The organism is Georgenia halophila (genome assembly GCF_039541595.1).
Window position 1 is genome coordinate 146,178 of the sequence record NZ_BAABGN010000009.1, and the last position, 18,827, is coordinate 165,004.

The 18,827-nt window shown below is 72.4% G+C and carries 20 protein-coding genes; 11 read left to right on the forward strand and 9 right to left on the reverse strand.

What is annotated here, in order from left to right; all coding sequences use genetic code 11:
- Genes ABD907_RS10975 through ABD907_RS10985 form a run of 3 tightly spaced genes read right to left on the reverse strand, consistent with a single transcriptional unit; the run spans window position 1 to window position 4,669 of the window.
- Window positions 1–2,451 carry a transglutaminase TgpA family protein gene (locus ABD907_RS10975; RefSeq protein ID WP_345216298.1) on the reverse strand — a complete coding sequence of 817 codons (2,451 nt, stop codon included), beginning with the start codon at window positions 2,449–2,451 and terminating at the stop codon, window positions 1–3.
- Window positions 2,448–3,695: a DUF58 domain-containing protein gene (locus tag ABD907_RS10980; protein WP_345216299.1), complete on the reverse strand. Its 1,248-nt coding sequence runs from the start codon at window positions 3,693–3,695 to the stop codon at window positions 2,448–2,450. The genes ABD907_RS10975 and ABD907_RS10980 overlap by 4 nt, the downstream gene beginning before the upstream one ends.
- 5 nt (window positions 3,696–3,700) lie before the next feature.
- The gene (locus tag ABD907_RS10985) at window positions 3,701–4,669 is read right to left on the reverse strand and encodes an AAA family ATPase (protein ID WP_345216300.1); all 969 of its coding nucleotides are present in this window, start codon (window positions 4,667–4,669) and stop codon (window positions 3,701–3,703) included.
- A gap of 89 nt (window positions 4,670–4,758) precedes the next feature.
- On the opposite strand from ABD907_RS10985, the gene lhgO reads away from it, so the two are divergent.
- Window positions 4,759–5,943, forward strand: coding sequence for an L-2-hydroxyglutarate oxidase (lhgO, locus tag ABD907_RS10990; protein WP_486334079.1), 1,185 nt, complete (start codon window positions 4,759–4,761; stop codon window positions 5,941–5,943).
- Between the two features lie 34 nt (window positions 5,944–5,977).
- Here lhgO and ABD907_RS10995 read toward each other — a convergent pair whose 3' ends face one another.
- Entirely contained in the window at window positions 5,978–6,523 is a 546-nt protein-coding gene (locus ABD907_RS10995; RefSeq protein WP_345216302.1) for a DUF6328 family protein, read from the reverse strand.
- 165 nt (window positions 6,524–6,688) lie between these two features.
- Between ABD907_RS10995 and ABD907_RS11000 the strand changes: the two genes are divergently transcribed.
- Window positions 6,689–7,447, forward strand: a complete 759-nt coding sequence (locus ABD907_RS11000) for a ribonuclease H family protein (protein WP_345216303.1) — start codon at window positions 6,689–6,691, stop codon at window positions 7,445–7,447.
- Between the two features lie 116 nt (window positions 7,448–7,563).
- Here the strand turns inward: ABD907_RS11000 and ABD907_RS11005 are convergent, their stop codons facing one another.
- Window positions 7,564–8,553, reverse strand: a complete 990-nt coding sequence (locus ABD907_RS11005; RefSeq protein ID WP_345216396.1) for an LLM class F420-dependent oxidoreductase — start codon at window positions 8,551–8,553, stop codon at window positions 7,564–7,566.
- Window positions 8,554–8,633: 80 nt separating this feature from the next.
- Here ABD907_RS11005 and clsA point away from each other — a divergent pair, with 80 nt between their 5' ends.
- From clsA to ABD907_RS11045, 8 genes are all read left to right on the forward strand, one after another.
- A complete protein-coding gene (gene clsA / locus ABD907_RS11010) occupies window positions 8,634–9,230 on the forward strand; it encodes a cardiolipin synthase ClsA (RefSeq protein WP_345216304.1) in 597 nt (198 codons plus the stop codon).
- Entirely contained in the window at window positions 9,227–10,189 is a 963-nt protein-coding gene (locus ABD907_RS11015; RefSeq protein WP_345216305.1) for a DUF881 domain-containing protein, read from the forward strand. Before clsA ends, ABD907_RS11015 begins: the two co-directional genes overlap by 4 nt.
- Window positions 10,190–10,522 (forward strand): small basic family protein, encoded by a 333-nt coding sequence (locus tag ABD907_RS11020; protein ID WP_345216306.1) that lies wholly within the window; start codon window positions 10,190–10,192, stop codon window positions 10,520–10,522.
- A gap of 7 nt (window positions 10,523–10,529) precedes the next feature.
- Window positions 10,530–11,336, forward strand: coding sequence for a DUF881 domain-containing protein (locus ABD907_RS11025; protein ID WP_345216307.1), 807 nt, complete (start codon window positions 10,530–10,532; stop codon window positions 11,334–11,336).
- A 118-nt stretch (window positions 11,337–11,454) separates the two neighbouring features.
- Window positions 11,455–11,946 carry an FHA domain-containing protein gene (locus tag ABD907_RS11030; RefSeq protein WP_345216308.1) on the forward strand — a complete coding sequence of 164 codons (492 nt, stop codon included), beginning with the start codon at window positions 11,455–11,457 and terminating at the stop codon, window positions 11,944–11,946.
- Window positions 11,943–12,740, forward strand: coding sequence for a transcriptional regulator FtsR (gene ftsR, locus ABD907_RS11035; RefSeq protein WP_345216309.1), 798 nt, complete (start codon window positions 11,943–11,945; stop codon window positions 12,738–12,740). The genes ABD907_RS11030 and ftsR overlap by 4 nt, the downstream gene beginning before the upstream one ends.
- A 93-nt stretch (window positions 12,741–12,833) precedes the next feature.
- Window positions 12,834–13,433 (forward strand): bifunctional nuclease family protein, encoded by a 600-nt coding sequence (locus tag ABD907_RS11040; RefSeq protein ID WP_345216310.1) that lies wholly within the window; start codon window positions 12,834–12,836, stop codon window positions 13,431–13,433.
- A gap of 279 nt (window positions 13,434–13,712) precedes the next feature.
- On the forward strand, window positions 13,713–14,234 hold the full coding sequence (locus tag ABD907_RS11045; protein ID WP_345216397.1) for a MerR family transcriptional regulator: 522 nt from the start codon (window positions 13,713–13,715) through the stop codon (window positions 14,232–14,234).
- Between the two features lie 49 nt (window positions 14,235–14,283).
- Here the strand turns inward: ABD907_RS11045 and ABD907_RS11050 are convergent, their stop codons facing one another.
- Window positions 14,284–15,378 carry a hypothetical protein gene (locus ABD907_RS11050; protein WP_345216311.1) on the reverse strand — a complete coding sequence of 365 codons (1,095 nt, stop codon included), beginning with the start codon at window positions 15,376–15,378 and terminating at the stop codon, window positions 14,284–14,286.
- 155 nt (window positions 15,379–15,533) lie between these two features.
- On the opposite strand from ABD907_RS11050, the gene ABD907_RS11055 reads away from it, so the two are divergent.
- A complete protein-coding gene (locus tag ABD907_RS11055; protein ID WP_345216312.1) occupies window positions 15,534–15,929 on the forward strand; it encodes a DUF2695 domain-containing protein in 396 nt (131 codons plus the stop codon).
- Between the two features lie 24 nt (window positions 15,930–15,953).
- Here the strand turns inward: ABD907_RS11055 and ABD907_RS11060 are convergent, their stop codons facing one another.
- The 3 genes from ABD907_RS11060 to ABD907_RS11070 form a co-directional block, all read right to left on the reverse strand.
- Entirely contained in the window at window positions 15,954–16,811 is an 858-nt protein-coding gene (locus tag ABD907_RS11060; RefSeq protein ID WP_345216313.1) for an NAD-dependent epimerase/dehydratase family protein, read from the reverse strand.
- Between the two features lie 7 nt (window positions 16,812–16,818).
- Window positions 16,819–17,835 (reverse strand): ketopantoate reductase family protein, encoded by a 1,017-nt coding sequence (locus ABD907_RS11065; RefSeq protein WP_345216314.1) that lies wholly within the window; start codon window positions 17,833–17,835, stop codon window positions 16,819–16,821.
- A 92-nt stretch (window positions 17,836–17,927) separates the two neighbouring features.
- Window positions 17,928–18,734, reverse strand: a complete 807-nt coding sequence (locus tag ABD907_RS11070) for a carbon-nitrogen hydrolase family protein (RefSeq protein ID WP_345216315.1) — start codon at window positions 18,732–18,734, stop codon at window positions 17,928–17,930.
- Between the last annotated feature and the right edge of the window lie 93 nt (window positions 18,735–18,827).

The window sequence follows — 18,827 nt, forward strand, 5'->3', positions numbered from 1 at the left end:
TCAGCTGCGCCGGGGCCTGCGCGAGGGGTCGGCCGACCGCAGCGCGGCGCCGGCCTTGTCCGCGAGGATGCGCAGCTGGTCCAGTCCGCTGGTCGGCCACAGAGCCAGGCGGAACCGCTGCCCCCGGCCGAGCCGGGACCGCGCGTGGTCGAGGATCCTCCCGACGTCGTCAGCCACGGGCCCGGCGCCGGCGTCGGGGCCCGAGCGGGCCAGGCCGCCGGGGGCGTACCGGGCGTTCTCCACCCTGGCGACGACCCGGTCGAGCGCTTCCGCGGTGTCTCCGGACAGGCCGGCGGCCTGCGTGTAGTGGGCGCCCACCTGCCGGGGCGTGGCGCCCCGGGGTGCCGGCAGGCCCAGGTCGGCGAGCGAGAGCACGAACGCCTGCCACTCGCCCTCGACACGCCCCGCGTCGTCGGTCGCGCGCCGCCGGGCGGCAGACCTTCGCCATCGGCCGGCCGTCGGCACCAGGAGCAGCAGCAGGACGACGCCGAGGACGACGAGCCCGACCGTCGGTGCGGCCCGTCCGACCGTGTCGGTCCAGCTCGACTGCGACACGGTCACGTCGAGGTCCGGCGTGGTGGGCTCCTCGGTGGGCCGTTCGCCCGCCGGGCTCGCCGAGGAATCGGGTGCCGGCGCGGCGTCGTCGAAGTCGGCGGACCGGAGGTACACCGGAGCGGACCCGGACCGGACGGCAGGCGTCGGCTCGAACCGGGTCCACCCCAACCCGGAGATGTACAGCTCCGGCCACGCGTGCGCGTCGGCCGCCACGACCGTGTAGGAGCCGTCGTCCTGACGTTCGCCGGGCAGGAAGCCCAGCGCCAGCCGCGCCGGGATGCCGATGGCCCGGGCCATCATCACCATCGCGGTGGCGAAGTGCGTGCAGTAGCCGGTCTTCGTGGTGAGGAAGTGGGTGATCGGGTCCTCCTCCGGGCTGGTCAGCTCGGACCCGCCCGCGCTGCCGTCCTCGTCGAGCCCGGCGAGATCCTCGGCCGGGCTGCCGGCCGGGTCCCCGGCCGGCGTGGCCTCCTCCTCGGCCGGGCCGTCGACCGGTGCGGGATCGGCAAGGGTGAGGGAGTAGGTGAACTCCGGGCCGCGCAGGTAGGACTGGATCTCCCTGGCGACCGAGATCTGGTTGGACAGCACCTCGTCGTCCGCCGCGTTCAGCACCCGCGTGACCGTGCTGCTCACGATGTCTCTCGACAGCGGGTCCACCCGGAGCAGGTCGTCCTCGAGGTCCGACGCCACCGGCCCGGTGCCCACGCTGTCCGGGAGCCGGCCGCTGACCTCGCTGAAGGTGGCGGAGTAACTGTCGGGACGCTCGCTGATCCGGACCGTCCCGGTTCGCTCGTCGGCCTGCCACTCGATGTCTCCGAAGTCCGCCTCGACCAGCGGGTACGGCACCGCGACCTGGGGCGCGGCCAGACCGTTGGCCATGACGGTGATCTCGTGCTGCTCGTGCTCGACGTCGTCGCGCTGGACGACGTCGGGCGGGACCGACGGTGGCGCGTCGTCGCCGTCCACCGGGCGCCAGCTGCCGTCGGCGAACCGGTGGGTCGCCAGGACGCGCAGGGGCGTGGTCCGGCCGTCCTCGGCGCGGTACTCCAGCACCGGACGCTGGCTGCGGTCCCTGAGGTCGGCGGCGAGGTCGAGCGTCTCGGTGAAGTGCACCAGTCCGCCGTCGTTCCCGACCGGGGCGTCGCCCAGTCCTCGCAGCACCGCCCGCGGCGCCATGTGGGGTATCGAGCCCGCCGCGACGACCGCCAGGACCACTCCCGTCACGCCGAGGGTGACGGCCCACCGGCCGTGGCCGCCGGTCGGGTGCACGTCGCGGTCCGGGGCGACGCCCGACGCCGAACTGCGGCGCCGGCTGGACCAGGCGCGGACGGCACCCAGGCTCTGCCGGGCGAGCAGCATGAGCCACACGGCCGCGGCGGCGAGGAAGTAGCGCGGATGGAGAGCGTCGCCGGTTCCCGACGCGCTGAAGACGAGGACCAGCAGCAGGGGCATGCCGGCGAGCGCGGGCGAGCGCAGGGTGACGGCGAGCGCGTCCACCGCCCACCCGACGGCGACCATCGAGGCCGCCACGATGAACGACAGTCCCTGCACCTCGGGTGCCGGCACGGTCTCGACGCGGATCGTCTCCGCACCGGCGCGCACCAGCGCCGCGGCGTGCTCGAACGACTCCATCATCGGGACACCGAGCACGAGACTGCCGGGCACGAACACCCAGCCGAGCACCACCCAGGCCGCGAACGCCTGCACGAGCAGCACCAGGCCCGCGGGCGCGCGCAGCCCCCGGGCGACGGTCCCGCTGACCGCGACCCCGAGAAGCCCCGCCAGCATCCGCCAGACCCAGTCGGTGCCGTCCACCAGCTGGCCCACCGGCCAGCTGACCACCGTCGTCGCGACCAGGACGAGAACGGCGTCGAACCAGGCGCTGCGGGCGATCACCGGCTCACCGCCCCGCCGGACGCCGCGAGCCGGGCGGCGCGCACGGTCGTGATGTCACGCCAGAGCGCCCCGACGTCGGTCTCGCCGGTGACCGGCCGGACCCGCCATCCGGCGGCGAGCGCGGCGTCCGTCACCGCGGCCACCGAGCTTGGTCCGGACCCGTCGAAACCGGTGCCGTCGAGGGCGAGCATGATGCCCGTGGTTCCCGAGCGCCGATCACGGGCGAGCTGGCGGGCGGGCTCCGGCGGGCCGTCACCGACGACGGCGACGACGAGGCCCGCGTCGAGCGGCCGCGCGGCGGCGACCACGGGCTCGAGGTCACCGGCCTCGGGCAGCGCCAGCGCCAGGTGCCGCAGGATCTCCGGCAGCGGGAGGGCGGACCCGGCCCGCTCCTCGCGCACCGTCTCCGTGCTGACGAGGTGCAGCGAGTGCCCGCGCGCGTCGAGGTGCACGGCGACCGAGGCCAGTGCGCTGACGGCCCACTCGAAGGAGCCGCTCTCCCGGCCGTGGTGGGCCAGGCGGCGCGAGTCCAGGACGAGCACGGCGCGGCGGCGGGCCGGCTGCTCCTCCTGGCGGACCATGAGCTGGGCGCGATGGGCCGTAGCGGGCCAGTGGATGCGCCGGAGCTCGTCGCCGTGCTGGTAGGCACGGGTGCTCACGTCGTCCTCGCCGTGCGCGGCCACCTGGTTCGGGACCGGCCAGTCACCGGCGCCGCCGTGCCGGCGCAGGTCCGAGCCGTCGAGCGGGACGATGCGGGGCAGCACGACGATCTCCCCGGACGCCGGCAGGGTCAGCCTGGTGCGCGCCAGCGAGAACGGGTCCTGGAGGGACACCGCCAGGGGGCCGGGCCGGTACAGGCCTCGTTGGTGACCGACCACCTCGTACACCGCGGTGCGGGTCTCGCCCGGCACGGTCCGGGGAAGGACGAAGCGGGTGGGGCCGCCGAGCGCGTGGTCGAGCTGTTCCTCGGCGAGGTGCTGACGCACGGTCCGGCGGCCGGTGTTGCGCACCTGGAGCACCACCCGACCGGCGTCGCCGGGGCGCAGCAGCGCGGGCCGGGCGTCGCGGCGCACCTCCAGGCGTGGGCGTGCCCGCCACACGGAGACGACGGCGAGGACCGGCAGGGCGGCGAGCAGGGCACCGATCCGGGTGATGTCGGGAAATCCGAGCAGGGCGGCGACGGCGATCACGGCGATGCCGAGGGTCAGGAAGGTCCGCCCCCGACCGGTCAGTCGAACCCGCACGGCGCTCAGCCCGGCACGGGGACGGACTCGACGATGGAGCGCAGCACCTCGTCGGCGGAGGCGCCCGCCAGCTCCGCCTCGCCGGAGAGGATCACGCGGTGGGCGAGCACGGGACCCACGAGGTGCTGGACGTCGTCGGGGAGGACGTGCTCGCGTCCCTCCAGGGCGGCGTGGGCGCGGGCCGCGCGCAGCAGCTGCAGGCCGGCGCGCGGGGAGGCGCCGAGGCGCAGGTGGCGGCTCTCGCGGGTCGCGGTGACGAGGTCGACGACGTACCGGTGCAGCGACGGCGCCGTGTAGAGCTGCTCGACCGTGCGGATGAGGTTCGAGACGGTGGCGGTGCTCGTGACGGGTTCGAGCGCGTCGAGGGGCGAGCCGGACCCGTGGCTGGCGAGCATGCGCAGCTCCGCCTCCGCGTCGGGGTAGCCCATGGAGACCCGCGCCATGAAGCGGTCGCGCTGCGCCTCCGGCAGCGGATACGTGCCCTCCATCTCGAAGGGGTTCTGCGTCGCCATCACCATGAACGGCTCCGGGAGCGCGAACGTGCGCCCGTCCACCGTGACCTGGTGCTCCTCCATGGCCTCCAGCAGCGCCGACTGGGTCTTCGGCGAGGCCCGGTTGATCTCGTCCCCGACCACGACGTTCGCGAAGACCGCGCCGGGCCGGAACTCGAAGGAGTGCGAGTCCTGGTTGAACACGTTGATGCCGGTGATGTCCGAGGGCAGCAGGTCCGGGGTGAACTGGATCCGGTGCACGGTCGAGTCGACGGTGCGGGCGAGCGCCTTGGCGAGCATCGTCTTGCCGACCCCGGGCACGTCCTCGATGAGCAGGTGCCCCCCGGCGAGCAGGACGGTCAAGGCCGTCCGGACGACGCCGTCCTTGCCCTCGATGACGCTGGTCATCGCGCGCCGGGTGTCTGCGGTCACGGTGTGCAGCTGATCGAGGCCTGTCTCGGAGCCGGCCACAACGGATTCCATGCACTGATCGTGCCGCATGTGCGGTCCACGTGCGTACCGATCACGAGATCGTCGGCACCCGTCTCGCTGCCCTGGGAGAATCGGCAGCCGTGAACGGTCGCGAACGCGTGGTCGTCGTCGGCGGTGGTCTCGTCGGGCTGGCGACAGGTCTGGCCCTGCAGGAGCAGGGCCGTGACGTCGTGGTCGTGGAGAAGGAGGACGGCTGGGCGGGCCACCAGTCGGGACACAACTCCGGCGTGATCCACAGCGGCCTCTACTACCGGCCCGGCAGTCTCAAGGCACGCTTCGCCACCGAGGCCGCTCGCACGTTGCCGCGGCTGTGCGCGCAGTGGGGCGTCGCCGCCCGCCGGACGGGAAAGATGGTGGTGGCAACGCAGCCGGAGGAGCTGCCACGTCTTCGCGCGCTGCTCGAGCGGGGGAGGGCGAACGGCATCCCGGTCCGTGAGATCGCCGCCGCGGAGGCCCGCGAGCGCGAGCCCCACGTGCGCTGCGTCGGGGCGCTCGTGGTGGACTCCGCCGGGGTCTGCGACTTCGTCGGACTGGCGCAGGCCCTGGCCGGGCGCCTGGCTGCCGGCGGTGCCGAGCTCCGACCGGGGGAGCGCGTCGACCGGCTGCAGGTCGGCGGGCGCCGGGTCCGGGTGACGACGAGCCGCGACGTGATCGTCGCCGATCACGTCGTGAACTGCTCCGGTCTGCACAGCGACCGCCTGCTGGGCCCCGAGGACCGGCACGCGGTGCGCATCATCCCCTTCCGTGGCGAGTACTGGACGCTGCGCTGCCCCGAGCTGGTGCGCGGACTGATCTACCCGGTGCCCGACCCGCAGCTACCGTTCCTCGGCGTGCACCTCACGCGCGGCTGGGACGGCCGGGTCCACGTCGGTCCGAACGCCGTGCTCGCCCTCGCGCAGGAGGGCTACCGGTGGCGGGACGTCCGGGCGGACGACGTCGCACGGACCGTCGGCTATCCCGGCCTCTGGCGGCTGGCGCGCCGCCACCTGCGCTACGGCGCGCAGGAGGTGTGGCGCTCGGTCGTGCCGGGGGCGTTTCTGCGCACGGTGCGGACGCTCGTGCCTGACGTGCTGGCGGCGGACCTCGAGCGCAGCCCCGCCGGAGTCCGGGCGCAGGCGGTGCTGCGCGACGGCACGCCCAGCGACGACTTCGTGATCCGCGGCGGGCCGCACGTCACGCACGTCGTGAACGCGCCCTCGCCCGCGGCGACCGCCTGCCTGCAGATCGGGCGCCACGTCGCCGAGAAGGTGGTGTCGGGCTCGTAGGCCGGACCGCGCCACCAGGGCCGGACCCCGGACGTTACCGGTCGCCGTCCTCGGCCTCGTCGTGATCGCGTTGCCGCCGCTGGGCACGTGAGCCGAACACGAGCGGCACGACCAGCCACCCGACGGCGACCACGGCGAGCACGCCGCCGGCTACGGCGATGCTCGTCGTGCGGCCGACGACGACGTCGAAGATGAGCAGGACCGTGCCCACGACCACCAGGCCGAGGGACGCGAGGCCCACGGTGGCGACCCGGTGCCCGGCACGGACGGTCTCGGTCTTCAGCCGCCGTTGGAACAGCACCCGGTGCATGCTGACCGGCGCGATGACGAACATCGTGGTGAGCGCGGCCAGGAGTACGAGGGTCAGGTAGATCCCCACCTGCACCGTGTCGAGCTCGGTGAACCGTCGCTGGAACGGCAACGTCAGCAGGAAGCCGGTGAGGAGCTGCACCCCGGTCTGGGTCACACGTAGCTCCTGGAGGAGCTCGACCCAGTTGCGGTCGGCACGCTCGTCGTCCGTCTCGTGCCGACCTCGCGAGAGCGGCGGACCGCCGGCGGCACGGTGGATGGCGTCTGTCACGGTGTCCTCCCTGGTCGGATCTCACGCTAGGGCGGCATGTCCGTTCTCGCGCGGTGAGCGGTGGCATGGACGGTCAGCCGTGCCGTCCATGGACGTGGGCCGTGCCGTGCGCCTGCCCGCGCCGGTTAATGTTGACGGTCGCCGGAAGCACGAGGAGAGGCACGCGTGGCAGCGAAGACCCAGAAGGCCTGGTCCACCCAGACCGAGCTCGGGAAGCAGTTCGGACTCACCGCCCGCGAGGTCGGCGCGTATCTGACCGAGCTCGGGCTCAAGGACGGGCCGCGCGCCACCGAACGGGCCCTGTCCGCGGACCTGGCGACCGAGCGTGCCCTCAAGGACGGCACGCCGTTCTACGTCTGGCACACCGAGCGGGTGACCGAGCTGCTGACGTCCCGCGGGCTCGAGCCGGTCGCTGCGGAAACTGCGACGTCGTCCGGCGGCGCGCCGTCCGGACGCCAGGACGCGCCCCCGCGGCCGACGGACGGGTACGCCACCGTCATCGCGACCGACGGGTCCGCACTGGGCAACCCCGGGCCGACGGGATGGGCCTGGGTGGACCAGGCGACGGGGGAGTCGGGCGCCGGCGGACTGGCGCACGGCACCAACAACATCGGCGAGCTCATCGCGCTGCGCGAGGCACTGCGGCACGTGGGCCCCGACGGTGACCTGCTGGTGCGGGCGGACTCCCAGTACGTCATCAACGTGGTGACGAAGTGGGCGCCGGGCTGGCGCCGACGTGGGTGGCGCAAGGGCGACGGGAAGGCGCCGGAGAACCTCGAGCTGGTCAAGGAGATCCTCGAGCTCGCCGAGTCCCGGCGAGGTCGGACGGACTTCGAGTGGGTGCGCGGGCACGCGGGAGACGTGCACAACGAGCGCGCCGACGAGCTCGCCGTCGCGGCGGCCAGGGCGGCGGCCGCCGGCTGAACGAGCGAGGGCTACTCGCAACGACGCGGGCTACTGGTGCGCCTGTAGCCCTCGGTCGCGCGTGTAGCCCTCGCGGAGCGTGGTCGCGGTGCGTGGTCGCGCACCGCGAGCGCCCGTCAGACCAGCGCCGGCATGACCTCGCGCTCGAAGAGCTCGATCTGCTCGGTGGAGTAGGCCGTGTCGGCGAAGTAGAAGATGCCGTAACTCATGCCCAGGTCCTTGACGGCGCTGAGCTTCTCCACGACCTGCTCGGGGGTGCCGTGCGCGGGCATGCCGCGGTAGCCGGCCACCTGCTTGTCGAGCTCGTCGGAGGTCAGGTAGGGGTTGAGCCGCGCCGCGTGCTCGCGCTGGCGCTCCTCGACCTCCGCCTCCGTGGCGCCGATCATGACGTTGTAGTTCGAGGACCGGGTGATCTGGTCGAAGTCGGTGCCCACGTTCTTGCAGTGCTCACGCAGGACCTCACTCTTGTGCGCGAAACCCTCCGGCGTGCCGTCGAAGTTCGTGTACCTGCCGTGCTCGGCCGCGATCCGTAGGGTGACCTTCTCGCCGCCGCCGGCGATCCACAGCGGAACCCCGCCGGGCTGCAGGGGCAGTGGGCGGCAGATCGCGCCGTCGACCTGGTAGTGCTCGCCGTCGAGCGTGGCGACGCCCTTGGTCCAGGCCTGCTCGAAGATCTGCACGCCCTCCTCGAGCATCTTCAGCCGGACGCCGGCGCGCGGGAAGCCGTAACCGTAGGCGCGCCACTCGTGCTCGTACCAGCCGCCGCCGATACCCATCTCGAGCCGGCCGCCGCTGATGTGGTCGATGGTGGCCGCCATCTTCGCCAGGTACATCGGGTTGCGGTAGGCCATGCACGTGCACATCTGGCCGAGACGGATGCGGTCGGTCGCGGCCGCGAGACCGGCCATCAGGGACCACGCCTCGTGGGTCGCCTCCTCGGACGGCTTGGGGGTGGTGTGGAAGTGGTCGTAGACCCAGAGCGACTCCCACAGCTCACCCGCGTCGGCGCGACGGGCCAGCGAGGACATGGTGGCCCAGTGCTGTGAGTCGTCGATGCCGACGAGGTCGAAACGCCAGCCCTGCGGGATGAAGAGTCCGAATCGCATAGAAGTCATGGCCGCGAGTCTATGGCTGGCACCACGGCGAGGGCCCGCCGACCCATCGGTTGGCCATCTACGCTGGTGCGGTGGGCACCGACACCTCCCGGACGGACCAGGACCTCGCCGTCGAGCGCGTCTGGACGGTCCCGAACGTCATCTCCTTCCTGCGCCTGCTCCTGGTGCCGGTCTTCGGTGCGCTGCTGTTCGCGGAGGAGGACGTCGCCGCACTGGTGGTGCTCGTCGTCGCCGGCTTCTCCGACTGGCTCGACGGCGTCATCGCCAGGCTGTTCCACCAGACCTCCATGCTCGGCCAGCTGCTCGACCCGGCGGCCGACCGCCTCTACATCCTCGTCACCCTCGTCGGCCTGGCCTGGCGAGACTTCGTGCCGTGGTGGCTGGTGCTCGTCATCGTCGGCCGCGACGTCGTCCTCGCCTGCTTGCTGCCGCCGCTGCGGCGGCACGGCTACGGGCCGCTACCCGTGCACCTGGCGGGCAAGGCCGGGACGTTCGCCCTGATGTACGCCTTCCCGCTACTGCTCCTCGCCGGCGTGCCGGGCACCGTCGGGACGCTGGCGTGGACGTTCGGCTGGGCCTCGGCGCTCTGGGGCGTCGGCCTGTACTGGTTCGCGGCGTTCCTCTACGTCGAGCAGGTGGTACGGATCGTGCGAACGGCGCGCGCGTGACCGGGCCCGACGAGCCCGGCACCAGCAGCACGTCCACCCGCCCGCCGGCCGGGACACGGCCCGACGCGTCCATGTCGCTGCTACGGAACCTCCTCGAGAACCCGCTCGACGGCGGCTACCGCAGTGTCGCCGAGCACCGCCCGGCGGGCCCGCCACGCCGCGTCCCGTGGTGGCACAAGGCGCTGGTCGTCGTCGTGAGCATCGCCATCGGCATGGGTCTCGTCTGGGCGGCGGAGGAGCTGCGTGCCCCGCAGGACGGCTCGGTGCCCGCGCGTTCGTTGCTCGTGGAGCAGATCCGGGAGCGCACCACCGAGGGCAACGAGCTGGCGGCGGAGAACGCGCGGTACGCCGCCCAGATGGCGGCGATCGAGCGGGCCGGGCTCGCGCTCGTGGACGACGACCTCGCGGCCGAGCTGAAGCGGCTCGCCGTCCCCTCGGGGACGGTCGCCGTCTCCGGGAGCGGGATCGTGGTCCGGCTGACGGACTCGCCGGCGGCGCAGCAGGGTCTGCCGAACACGGAGGAGGAGCGGGTCACCGACGTCGACCTCCAGGTGCTCGTCAACTCGTTGTGGGCGTCCGGCGCCGAGGCCATCGCCGTCAACGACCGCCGTCTCGGTTCCACCACGGCGATCCGACGAGCGGGCCAGGCCATCCTCATCAACCTCTACCCCGTGATGTCGCCGTACGAGGTGGAGGTCATCGGCGATCCGTCGGAGCTGCAGACCGGCCTGGCCCGGAGCCCCGCCTCCAGCCACCTGAGTGTCCTGCAGAGCACGTACAACATCACCGTCGAGATCGAGGCGGTGGAGGAGCTCGAGATGGCTGCCCTGTCCGGGAGCGATCCCCGGCTCGCCGAACCGCTCGAGGGAGAAGACGTGGCGTCCGCGCGATCCGGTGTGCGACCCTCGGCGCATCAGTCCGCGGACGCGAACGACGCTGTGGGCGGGGAGGTGCGGTAGGTGCTCGCAGTCCTCGGCCTGGCGGTCGGGATCATCGCCGGCGTGATGCTGGACCCCACCGTTCCGGCACTGGTCCAGCCGTACCTGCCCATCGCCGTCGTCGCCGCGCTCGACGCCCTGTTCGGCGGTCTGCGCGCCCGCCTCGACGGCATGTTCGACGACCGTGTCTTCGTCGTCTCGTTCATCTTCAACGTCGTCATCGCCGCGTTCATCGTCTTCCTCGGTGACCAGCTCGGCGTGGGGACGCAGCTGAGCACGGCCGTCATCGTGGTCCTGGGCATCCGGATCTTCTCGAACGCGGCCGCGATCCGGCGCCACATCTTCCGGGCGTGAGACAGCCATGACGGACGACGACGGAACCACGTCCTCGAAGGGCGCGCGCCCGGGCTCGGAGCGCCCGGAAGGAGCTGACCGGACCGCCCGCTCCCGCCGCGTGCTCAGGTCTCTCGTCGTCGCACGCGTCTCCGTGACCCACGTGATCGTCGCGCTGCTGTGCGTCGGGCTCGGGTTCGCCGTCGTCGCGCAGGTGCGCCAGACCCAGGGGGACGCCATGACCGGGATGCGCCAGGACGACCTCGTCCGCCTGCTCGACGAGCTGACCCGGCGCAACGAACAGCTGGAGGCCGAGCAGGAGCAGCTCCAGCAGGATCTGGCGGCCCTGCGCTCGTCGGCGACGTCCCGGGAGGCCGCGCAGGAGGCGGCAGAGCTGCGTGCCGTCACCCGCGGTGTCCTGGCCGGCACCGTCCCGGTGCACGGGCCGGGGATCACGCTGACCATCTCCGACCCCGGGCACGACGTGCAGGCGCAGGTACTCGTCACGGTCGTGGAGGAGCTCCGCAACGCGGGCGCCGAGGCGATCGAGCTGTCCGGCCAGCGCCTCGCGGCCGACAGCTGGATCCTGGACGACCCCGACGGCGGGGTCGTCGTCGACGGGGAGAGCATCGACCCGCCCTACCGGTGGACAGCGGTCGGCGAGCCCCACGCCCTGGCCGTGGCCCTCAACATCCCGGGCGGCGCGCTCGCGTCGATCCGCAACGCCGGCGCCAGCGCCTCGCTGACCGAGGCGGAGGACGTCGAGATCACGGCGGTGCGTGACATCGATCCCGCAGAGGTCGCCACACCGGTAGAGTCCGACGGCGAGGGGTGACCACCCTGGACGCCCGTGGCCCGGTTGCGGCGGTCGCCTCACCCACCGGGCGCCTGCTGCCTCTATTGTTGGTCACGACGGCCGACGCCCGGACCACGAACACCCAGGAGGATGGCCCATGACGACGCAGCCGCCGGACCGCGCCGGGGAACAGGGCGAACGCCCCGAACCGACCACCACCGCGCGCTTCGGGGCTATCGGTGCGGACCTCGAGGCCGAGCTCCTCCACCAGGGCCTCGGCCCCGACGACGTGGCCGCCATCGAGGCGCTGCCGACCTCGTCCGCGCTGCTCATCGTCCAGCGCGGGCCCAACGCGGGTGCGCGGTTCCTGCTCGACGCCGAGCGCACCACGGCCGGACGCCACCCGGGCGCGGACATCTTTCTCGACGACGTCACCGTCTCACGCAAGCATGCGGAGTTCCTCGCCGAGGAGGGTGGCTACAGCGTGCGTGACGTCGGCAGCCTCAACGGCACCTACGTCAACCGCGAACGGATCGACACCGCTGTGCTCAGGGCCGGCGACGAGGTGCAGATCGGCAAGTATCGCCTCACCTACCACCCGAGTCCGAACCGCGGTTCGGCGGGTCCGGCAGGTACCGATCAGCGGTGAGCACCGCCGCACGACGCCGACCCCTCGAGGGGGACGCGAACCGCTCAGAGCGCATGTCCGAACAGGCCCAGCGGGGGCGGGACGAGGCGCTCAGCTGGCCCCAGGAGGTCTCGCACGACCCCTCGATGAGCATCGGGGCGGTGCTCGCTGTGCTCAAGCCCGAGTTTCCTGCGGTCACGATCTCCAAGCTCCGCTTCCTCGAGGAGCAGGGCCTCGTCTCGCCGCGACGCACGGGCTCCGGCTACCGGATGTACTCGCGAGCCGATGCGGAGCGGATCCGCTACGCCCTCACCGCGCAGCGCGACAGCTACCTGCCGCTGCGAGTGATCCGCGAACAGCTCGAAGACCTTGATGCCGGTCGCGAGATCGAGCCGACCTCGCACGCCCGCGTGGTGACCCGCGACGGTGAGCTCGTGCGCCCCGCCACCGGCGCCCGAGTGAGCGCGAAGGAGATCTGCGAGCTGACCGGCTGCACGGAGAACGAGCTCGACGACATGGCGCGCGCCGGTCTCGTGCTGGCGGACACGCGTGGCCGGTTCCCCGGCCGTTCTGTGCAGGTGGTCCAGGCAGCCATGGCGCTCGAGCGGCACGGCGTCTCGGCACGGCACCTGCGCCGGGTCCGGACCAGCGCCGAGCGCGAGGCAGACACGATCGACCAGGTGGTCGCGCCGACGCGGGCCCAGCGCTCGGGAGCGGCGCGTGAGCGCGGCGCCGCACAGGCCGCCGAGCTCGCCGAGCTGTACGCCCGGCTGCATGCCGAGCTGCTGCGCTCCGCCGTCGACGAGCTCGGTTGATCACCGGCCGCGCACGCGGCGGTGGCGGCGCTGGCGTGACGCGAACCGCGATTTCCGGGCGCGTCTACCAGGAGCGGGACGTACGGTTGCCGCATGCGCGAGATGGTGGTCCTCGGAGTGAGGGTGTCCGTCCCGGGGAACGAGGTCGTCGTCGTCCTCGGCGAACCGGGAGGCTCCCGCGTGCTGCCGATCGTCATCGGTCCGCGGGAGGGTGCGGCGATTGCGTCGGCGCAGGCCGGTCTCGTCCCGCCCCGGCCGCTGACCCACGACCTGCTCGTGTCCGTGCTCGAGCATCTGGGCGCAGCGGTGACCGAGGTCCGTGTGACCCAGGTGATCGACGGGATCTTCCACGCCGAGCTGGTGCTCAGCGGGGGACAGGTGGTCGACGCGCGCCCGTCGGACGCGATCGCCGTCGCGCTCCGCTCGAAGTGCGCCGTGCTGTGTGACGAGGACCTCCTCTCCGTCGCCGGAGTACCCGTCGAGGAGGCGGGCCTGGAGCAGGAGGAGGCGCAGGCCCTGCCGGCGGGGGAGACGGGTGCGGCGGTCATGGAGGAGTTCCGCGCCTTCCTCGAGGGCGTCGAGCCGGAGGACTTCGCCACCGACGAGCCGCCGGCCGAGGACGGGCCGGGCGGTCCGACGGACGATGAGCCCGGACTGGGCACGCCCGAGGAGGGACCCGACGACCAACGCTGAGGGGGGAAGTCTTGACCTCAGGTCGAGACTGAGACACGCCGGAGCAACACGCCGACCGTCGAACGGTGCGCCTCGTTGACCCGGAGGGGGGTCGGCCATACGTTGTGAACGTCCATCGACGAGCCGGAGGATGGGACGCGGCACGACGAGCGCGAGTATCCTGGAAGATGGCTAGTGGCGGGCACGGACATGGCGAGGCACCGAGAGTAGGAGTTCCCTGTGAGCGGCACTGATGCGACGGCGGGTGCGGCCCCGGGCGTGCCCCAGCGGGCCCAGGGGATGCTCTTCGGCGACACCCTGCCCGATCTTGACCAGGACACCGGCTACCGCGGCCCCACGGCGTGCGGCGCCGCCGGGATCACGTACCGCCAGCTCGACTACTGGGCCCGCACCGGGCTAGTCGAGCCGAGCATCCGTACGGCCTCCGGCTCCGGCAGCCAGCGCCTGTACAGCTTCCGCGACATCCTCGTCCTCAAGGTGGTCAAGCGCCTGCTCGACACGGGCGTCTCGCTCCAGCAGATTCGTACGGCGATCACATCGCTGCACGAGCGGGGAGTGGAGGATCTCGCCCAGATCACGCTCATGAGTGACGGCGCCTCGGTGTACGAGTGCACCTCCGCCGACGAGGTCATCGACCTCGTCCAGGGCGGGCAGGGCGTCTTCGGGATTGCCGTCGGCCGCGTGTGGCGAGAGGTCGAGGGCGACCTGGCGCAGCTGCCGACCGAGCGGATCGAGCAAAACGGCGAGCCTGCCGTCGAGGACGAGCTCGCACGCCGCCGCGCCGCCCGCAACGCCGGCTGAGGTCCCACCCGCGCAGCGATCCGGTCCCCGCCGATCGGCGGGGACCGACTCATGCGTCCGGGCAGTGCGTCGCCGTGGCGCCGTCCTCCGGCTCCCCGCCGGCCACGACCCACGTCTTCCAGACGGCGCGTGAGCGTCCGCTGTCGTCGGCCCAGGCCTGCGCACAGTTGGCGGAGTAGAAGGCGGCGACCTCGACGTAACCGGCGTCGTTCGCCACCGTGAGGTCGTACATGGCCCGGCCGACAGGCGTAGCCATCGTCTCCGCCAGGTGGTGCGCCGGCTCCATGATCGCTGCGTCGTCGGCCCGGTCCTCGAGCGTTCGCGCGTCGGCGTCCCGCAGCTCGGTCGGCTCGAGAGCCATCCGCAACGAGAGGTACTGGTCCTGAGGCGCGGTACCGACGCCGTCGACCGACACGCCGAGGTCCGTGCCCCCGCGCCAGCCCTCGGGCACCGGCGAGCGGAGCAGGGCGTCCGCACGGTCGACGAGCTCGGGAGCGGCGCTCGACAGCGCCACGAACCGGCGCCGATGGCCGGGCTCGGTCTCCCAGTCGTCGTACGCCAGCGAGAACCTCGTCTCCTGGCCCTGGTCGGGCAGCTGGGTGCGCAGGATGTCGTAGAGCCGGACGAACGCCCGGCCGGGCGTGTTCACCGGGACGGTGATGTCGATCTCGCGTGCGTACCGGGCGTAGGTCGCGTTGTCCGAGACGTTGAGAAGGACGCGCTCGAAGTCGTGCCGCTCGAGCAGCGTCATCGCGGCGACCTCGTTGGAGAGCGCACCCAGCGTGCGGGCCGGGCCGTACGCGTTCATCTCCCGCTCGTGCTCACCGTCGGTCCACGCGATGGTCGCGATCAGGTCGTTGTCGCGGTAGTCCGACGCCTCCACCGAGCTCCGGACGGCGTGCGCCAGTGGCGGGACCGCGGCGGCCTGCCGCCCGTTGCCGAGGTCGAGGTCGATGGAGAGCCAGTCGTCGTCCTCGTCGAAGTACCTGACGCTGGCCTCGACGACGCCGTCGAGCCGGCCCAGCTCGTCCTCCATCGCTCGGGTCTCGTCCGTCTCGTGCTCGTCGCCGTCGCACGCGGTGAGCACGAGCACGCAGAGGAGGGAGAGCAGCGCGGCCACAGGACGCGGACGTGAGCGGGGCACGGCCTCAGGCTAGCGGCGTTCCGTCCGGCGCAGCTCATCGGTCCGCGCCGCGAGTCCACAGCTCGCCGGCCGCCGTGTCAGACCTCTCGACCAGACTGTCGCACAGACGTTCGAACTGGTTCGGGCGTGGCGATTCGAGAGCTGAGGAGAGAACGATGTCGGTCGACGACGGGATCCGGACGCTGGAGCTGGAGCTGGCCAGCCTGTCGGACGAGCTGACCGCGCCCGCGTGGCGGGAGTGCGTCCTGTGCTACGTGAACAGGATGGTGGTCGCGTTCGGGTGCGACGGCCGGTTGCGGTGGACGCGAGAGTGGCGCCGTCGGCGCGCACCACGGGCCACCAAGCTGGAGCGGCGGGCAGGAAGGGCAGGTGCGTACTGCGACTGCGAGCTGTTCGTCTCGGGATGGGACGTGGCCGTCGACGTGGTCCACGACCCGGCGACGGGGCTGGACCTGTGGCCCGACAGCATCTCGGGATGCCGCGGCGTGCCGGCCGGCCGCATCCAGCCCTGCGCGCTGTGGGTGCGTCGGAACGGGCGGCCGGACTGGTGAGCCGACACGGCGGCCCCGATCGGTTCAGGGACCGACGTGGTGTTGCCAGCGGTGCTCCGGCGCGTAACCGAGAAGGCGGCGGGCCTTGTCGATGCTCAGCAGCGTCTCGCGGCCCGTCACCTCACGGCTGCGCGGCACGTCCGGATACGCGGCAGCCAGCAGCTCGGCCGAGGGGGTAACCATCACGGTGTCCTCCGCGGCGATGATGAAGGGCTCGAAGCCGGTCAGGTCGCTCTCGAGCGCCAGACGCACGGCCTGCGCACCGTCGCGCGCGTCGATGTAACCCCACAGGTTCCACCGGCGCACGCTCGGGTCCGCCTGGAAGTCGGAGAAGCCGGCGTAGTCCTCGGGTCGCATGACGTTGGAGAACCGCAGACCGATCAGCTTCAGCTGGGGGTCCCACCTGGTGAAGTGACGGGCCATCTCCTCCTCGACGGCCTTGCCGAGCGAGTAGGTGGACTGCGGCAGCACCGTGTACTGCTCGTCCACCGGCGCGTAGGGCGGCGGGACGTCGAAGGGTAGCCCGAGGACCGTCTCGCTGGAGGCCCAGACGACGTTGCGGATCCCGGTGACCTGCGCCGCCCGGAACACGTTGTACGTGCTCGGGACGTTGTTCTGGAACGTCGCGGCGTTCGGGTGCCGGCCGGGTGCCGGGATGGCCGACAGGTGTGCGACCGCGTCGACGGGACCGGTCTCGTCGACGCCGGCGAGGAGCTCGACCACCTCACCGAAGTTCGTCAGGTCGGCGGTCACGAACTTGCCGGGCAGCTCGGGCGGGGGCGGCGTGCGGTCGGTCGCCACGACGTCGTAGCCGCGCTCGGCGAGGTGGGCGACGACGACGCGGCCCAGCTTGCCGCTCGCTCCGGTGACGAGGACTCTCATGTGTCGATCATGCCGAACCGGTCGCCGTGGTGGCTATGGGAGCTCGGGCATCGGACTCCTCCTCGATGAGCCGCTCGACCTCCGTCACGTCGACCGATCCCGGCTCGCCACCGTTTGCCGCGAGGGCGTTGGCGAGGCGCTGCAGGACGGCGTTGACCGGTGTCGGCACACCCTGGAGGCGGCCGAGCAGGACGATCTCGCCGTTGAGGTAGTCCGTCTCGATCTCGGCGGAGTGGCGAGCCAGTGACTGCCAGGACGAGCTGCCCGGGTGCGACGCGCCTGCGACGTCGCCCATCGTCAGGACGCCGGCACGGCGGCCCTCGTCCTCCTCGATCGTCGCGACATCGGTGCCGGCCGCGGCCAGGCAGGCGTCGGCCTCGGCGGCGGCGCGCCGGTAGAGGCCGCTGCCGCGGGCCGCCGACCCGCAGACCGCGCCGATGGCGTTTCCGAGGTTGGTGATGAGCTTGCGCCACTTCCAGCGGCCGATGTCGGCGAAGACCCGCGAGTCGAAGCCGGCGCTGGTGAATGCGGCCGCGGTGGCGTGGGCGGTCTCGTCGGTGCCGTCGGGCCGGCGGCCGATGTCGAGGATCCCGGTCACGGGGGAGGAGTACGCCTGAACCAGTCCGGGCTCAAGGTGCACGGCCGGGAGGCCGACCATCACGCCGTAGACGTTCGGGAACCGGCGCAGCGCCTGGCGCTCGTTGTCGATCCCGTTCTGCAGGCACACCACCGGGACGTCGTTCGGGGCCACGGCGCCGAGGTCCCGCAGCACCTGGGCCGTCTGCTGGCTCTTGACCGCCAGGAGCACGACCTCGTCGCCATGCCAGTCCAGCGCCGAGGGATGGGGGACCGCGGGCAGCGGCACCTTTTGCTCGCCGGTCGGGTCCTGCAAGCGCAGACCGCCCGTTGTGATCGCCTCGAGGTGCGGGCCGCGGGCGATGGCCGTGACGTCGTGACCGTGCTGGTGCAGGCGGGCGGCGACGACTCCGCCGATGGCGCCGGCGCCGTAGACCACGAAGCGCATGAGACCCCCCGTCCGTACCGGTGTGAGCGGGCCTCAGCGTTCCATCCCGGCGATCGCCCGGCAAGCGCCCCGCGGTCGCCGTCGGATTCCGATCAGGCTCGAGACACCTCCACGACGACCAGCTCCTCGGCCCGCTCGCCGAACGACCCGCGTGCCAGGACGGCGCCGTCGGGACCGACCGCCAGCGACGCTCCGATGCACCGCCAGCCGTCCCAGTCTCCGCCGTCGATGAGGCCGACGTTGCTCACACCGATGAGGGCCGTGCCGGTGCGTCCGGCGATCCGTCGATAGGAGCTCACCCAGTCGGCGCCGTAGGGGGTGACCGTGTTGTCGAACTCCGGGCGGACCGCCCAGGAGCACGGGGACAGCAGGATGTCCGCGCCCATGGTCGCGAGCGCCAGGCCCAGCTCCTGAGCCTCCGGCAGGTTGTCGGCGCAGATGTTCAGGCCGACGACGCCGACCGGGGTGTCGGTGACACCCAGGGTGGTGCCCTGGTCGTAGATCCGTCGTGCGAACGCGACCTCGTTGATCTTCCTGTGCCGCAGGAGGAGGCGGCCGTCCGGCCCGAAGAGCAGAGCGGTGTTGTAGACCGACGCGTCCGCGCGTTCGGTCATCCCGGCGGCGAGGACGAGACCGTGCTCCCGAGCGATCCGGGCCAGTTCGTCCGACACCGGCCCAGGGACCGGCGTGGCCAGCGAAGCGGTCGTCCCGCTCGTCCAGCCCACGTCCAGGCACTCCGGCAGCACGAGCATGTCGCAGTCGTCGGCGCGGGCGCGTCGCGCCATCGTCGCCGCACGTTCGAGATTGGCCTCGGGCTGTCCCGCCGCGACGAGCATCTGGCCCATTCCCACACGCACCGGAAGGAGACCGGACCGTCTCCGGGCGTTCGTCTCGTCCACCCGACCGCCTCTCGTGTCGATGTTCACCAGCGTGCCACCAACGAGCGCACCGGTGCGGCGGCCTCACCATAGGATTCGGACGTTTCCGGCGGA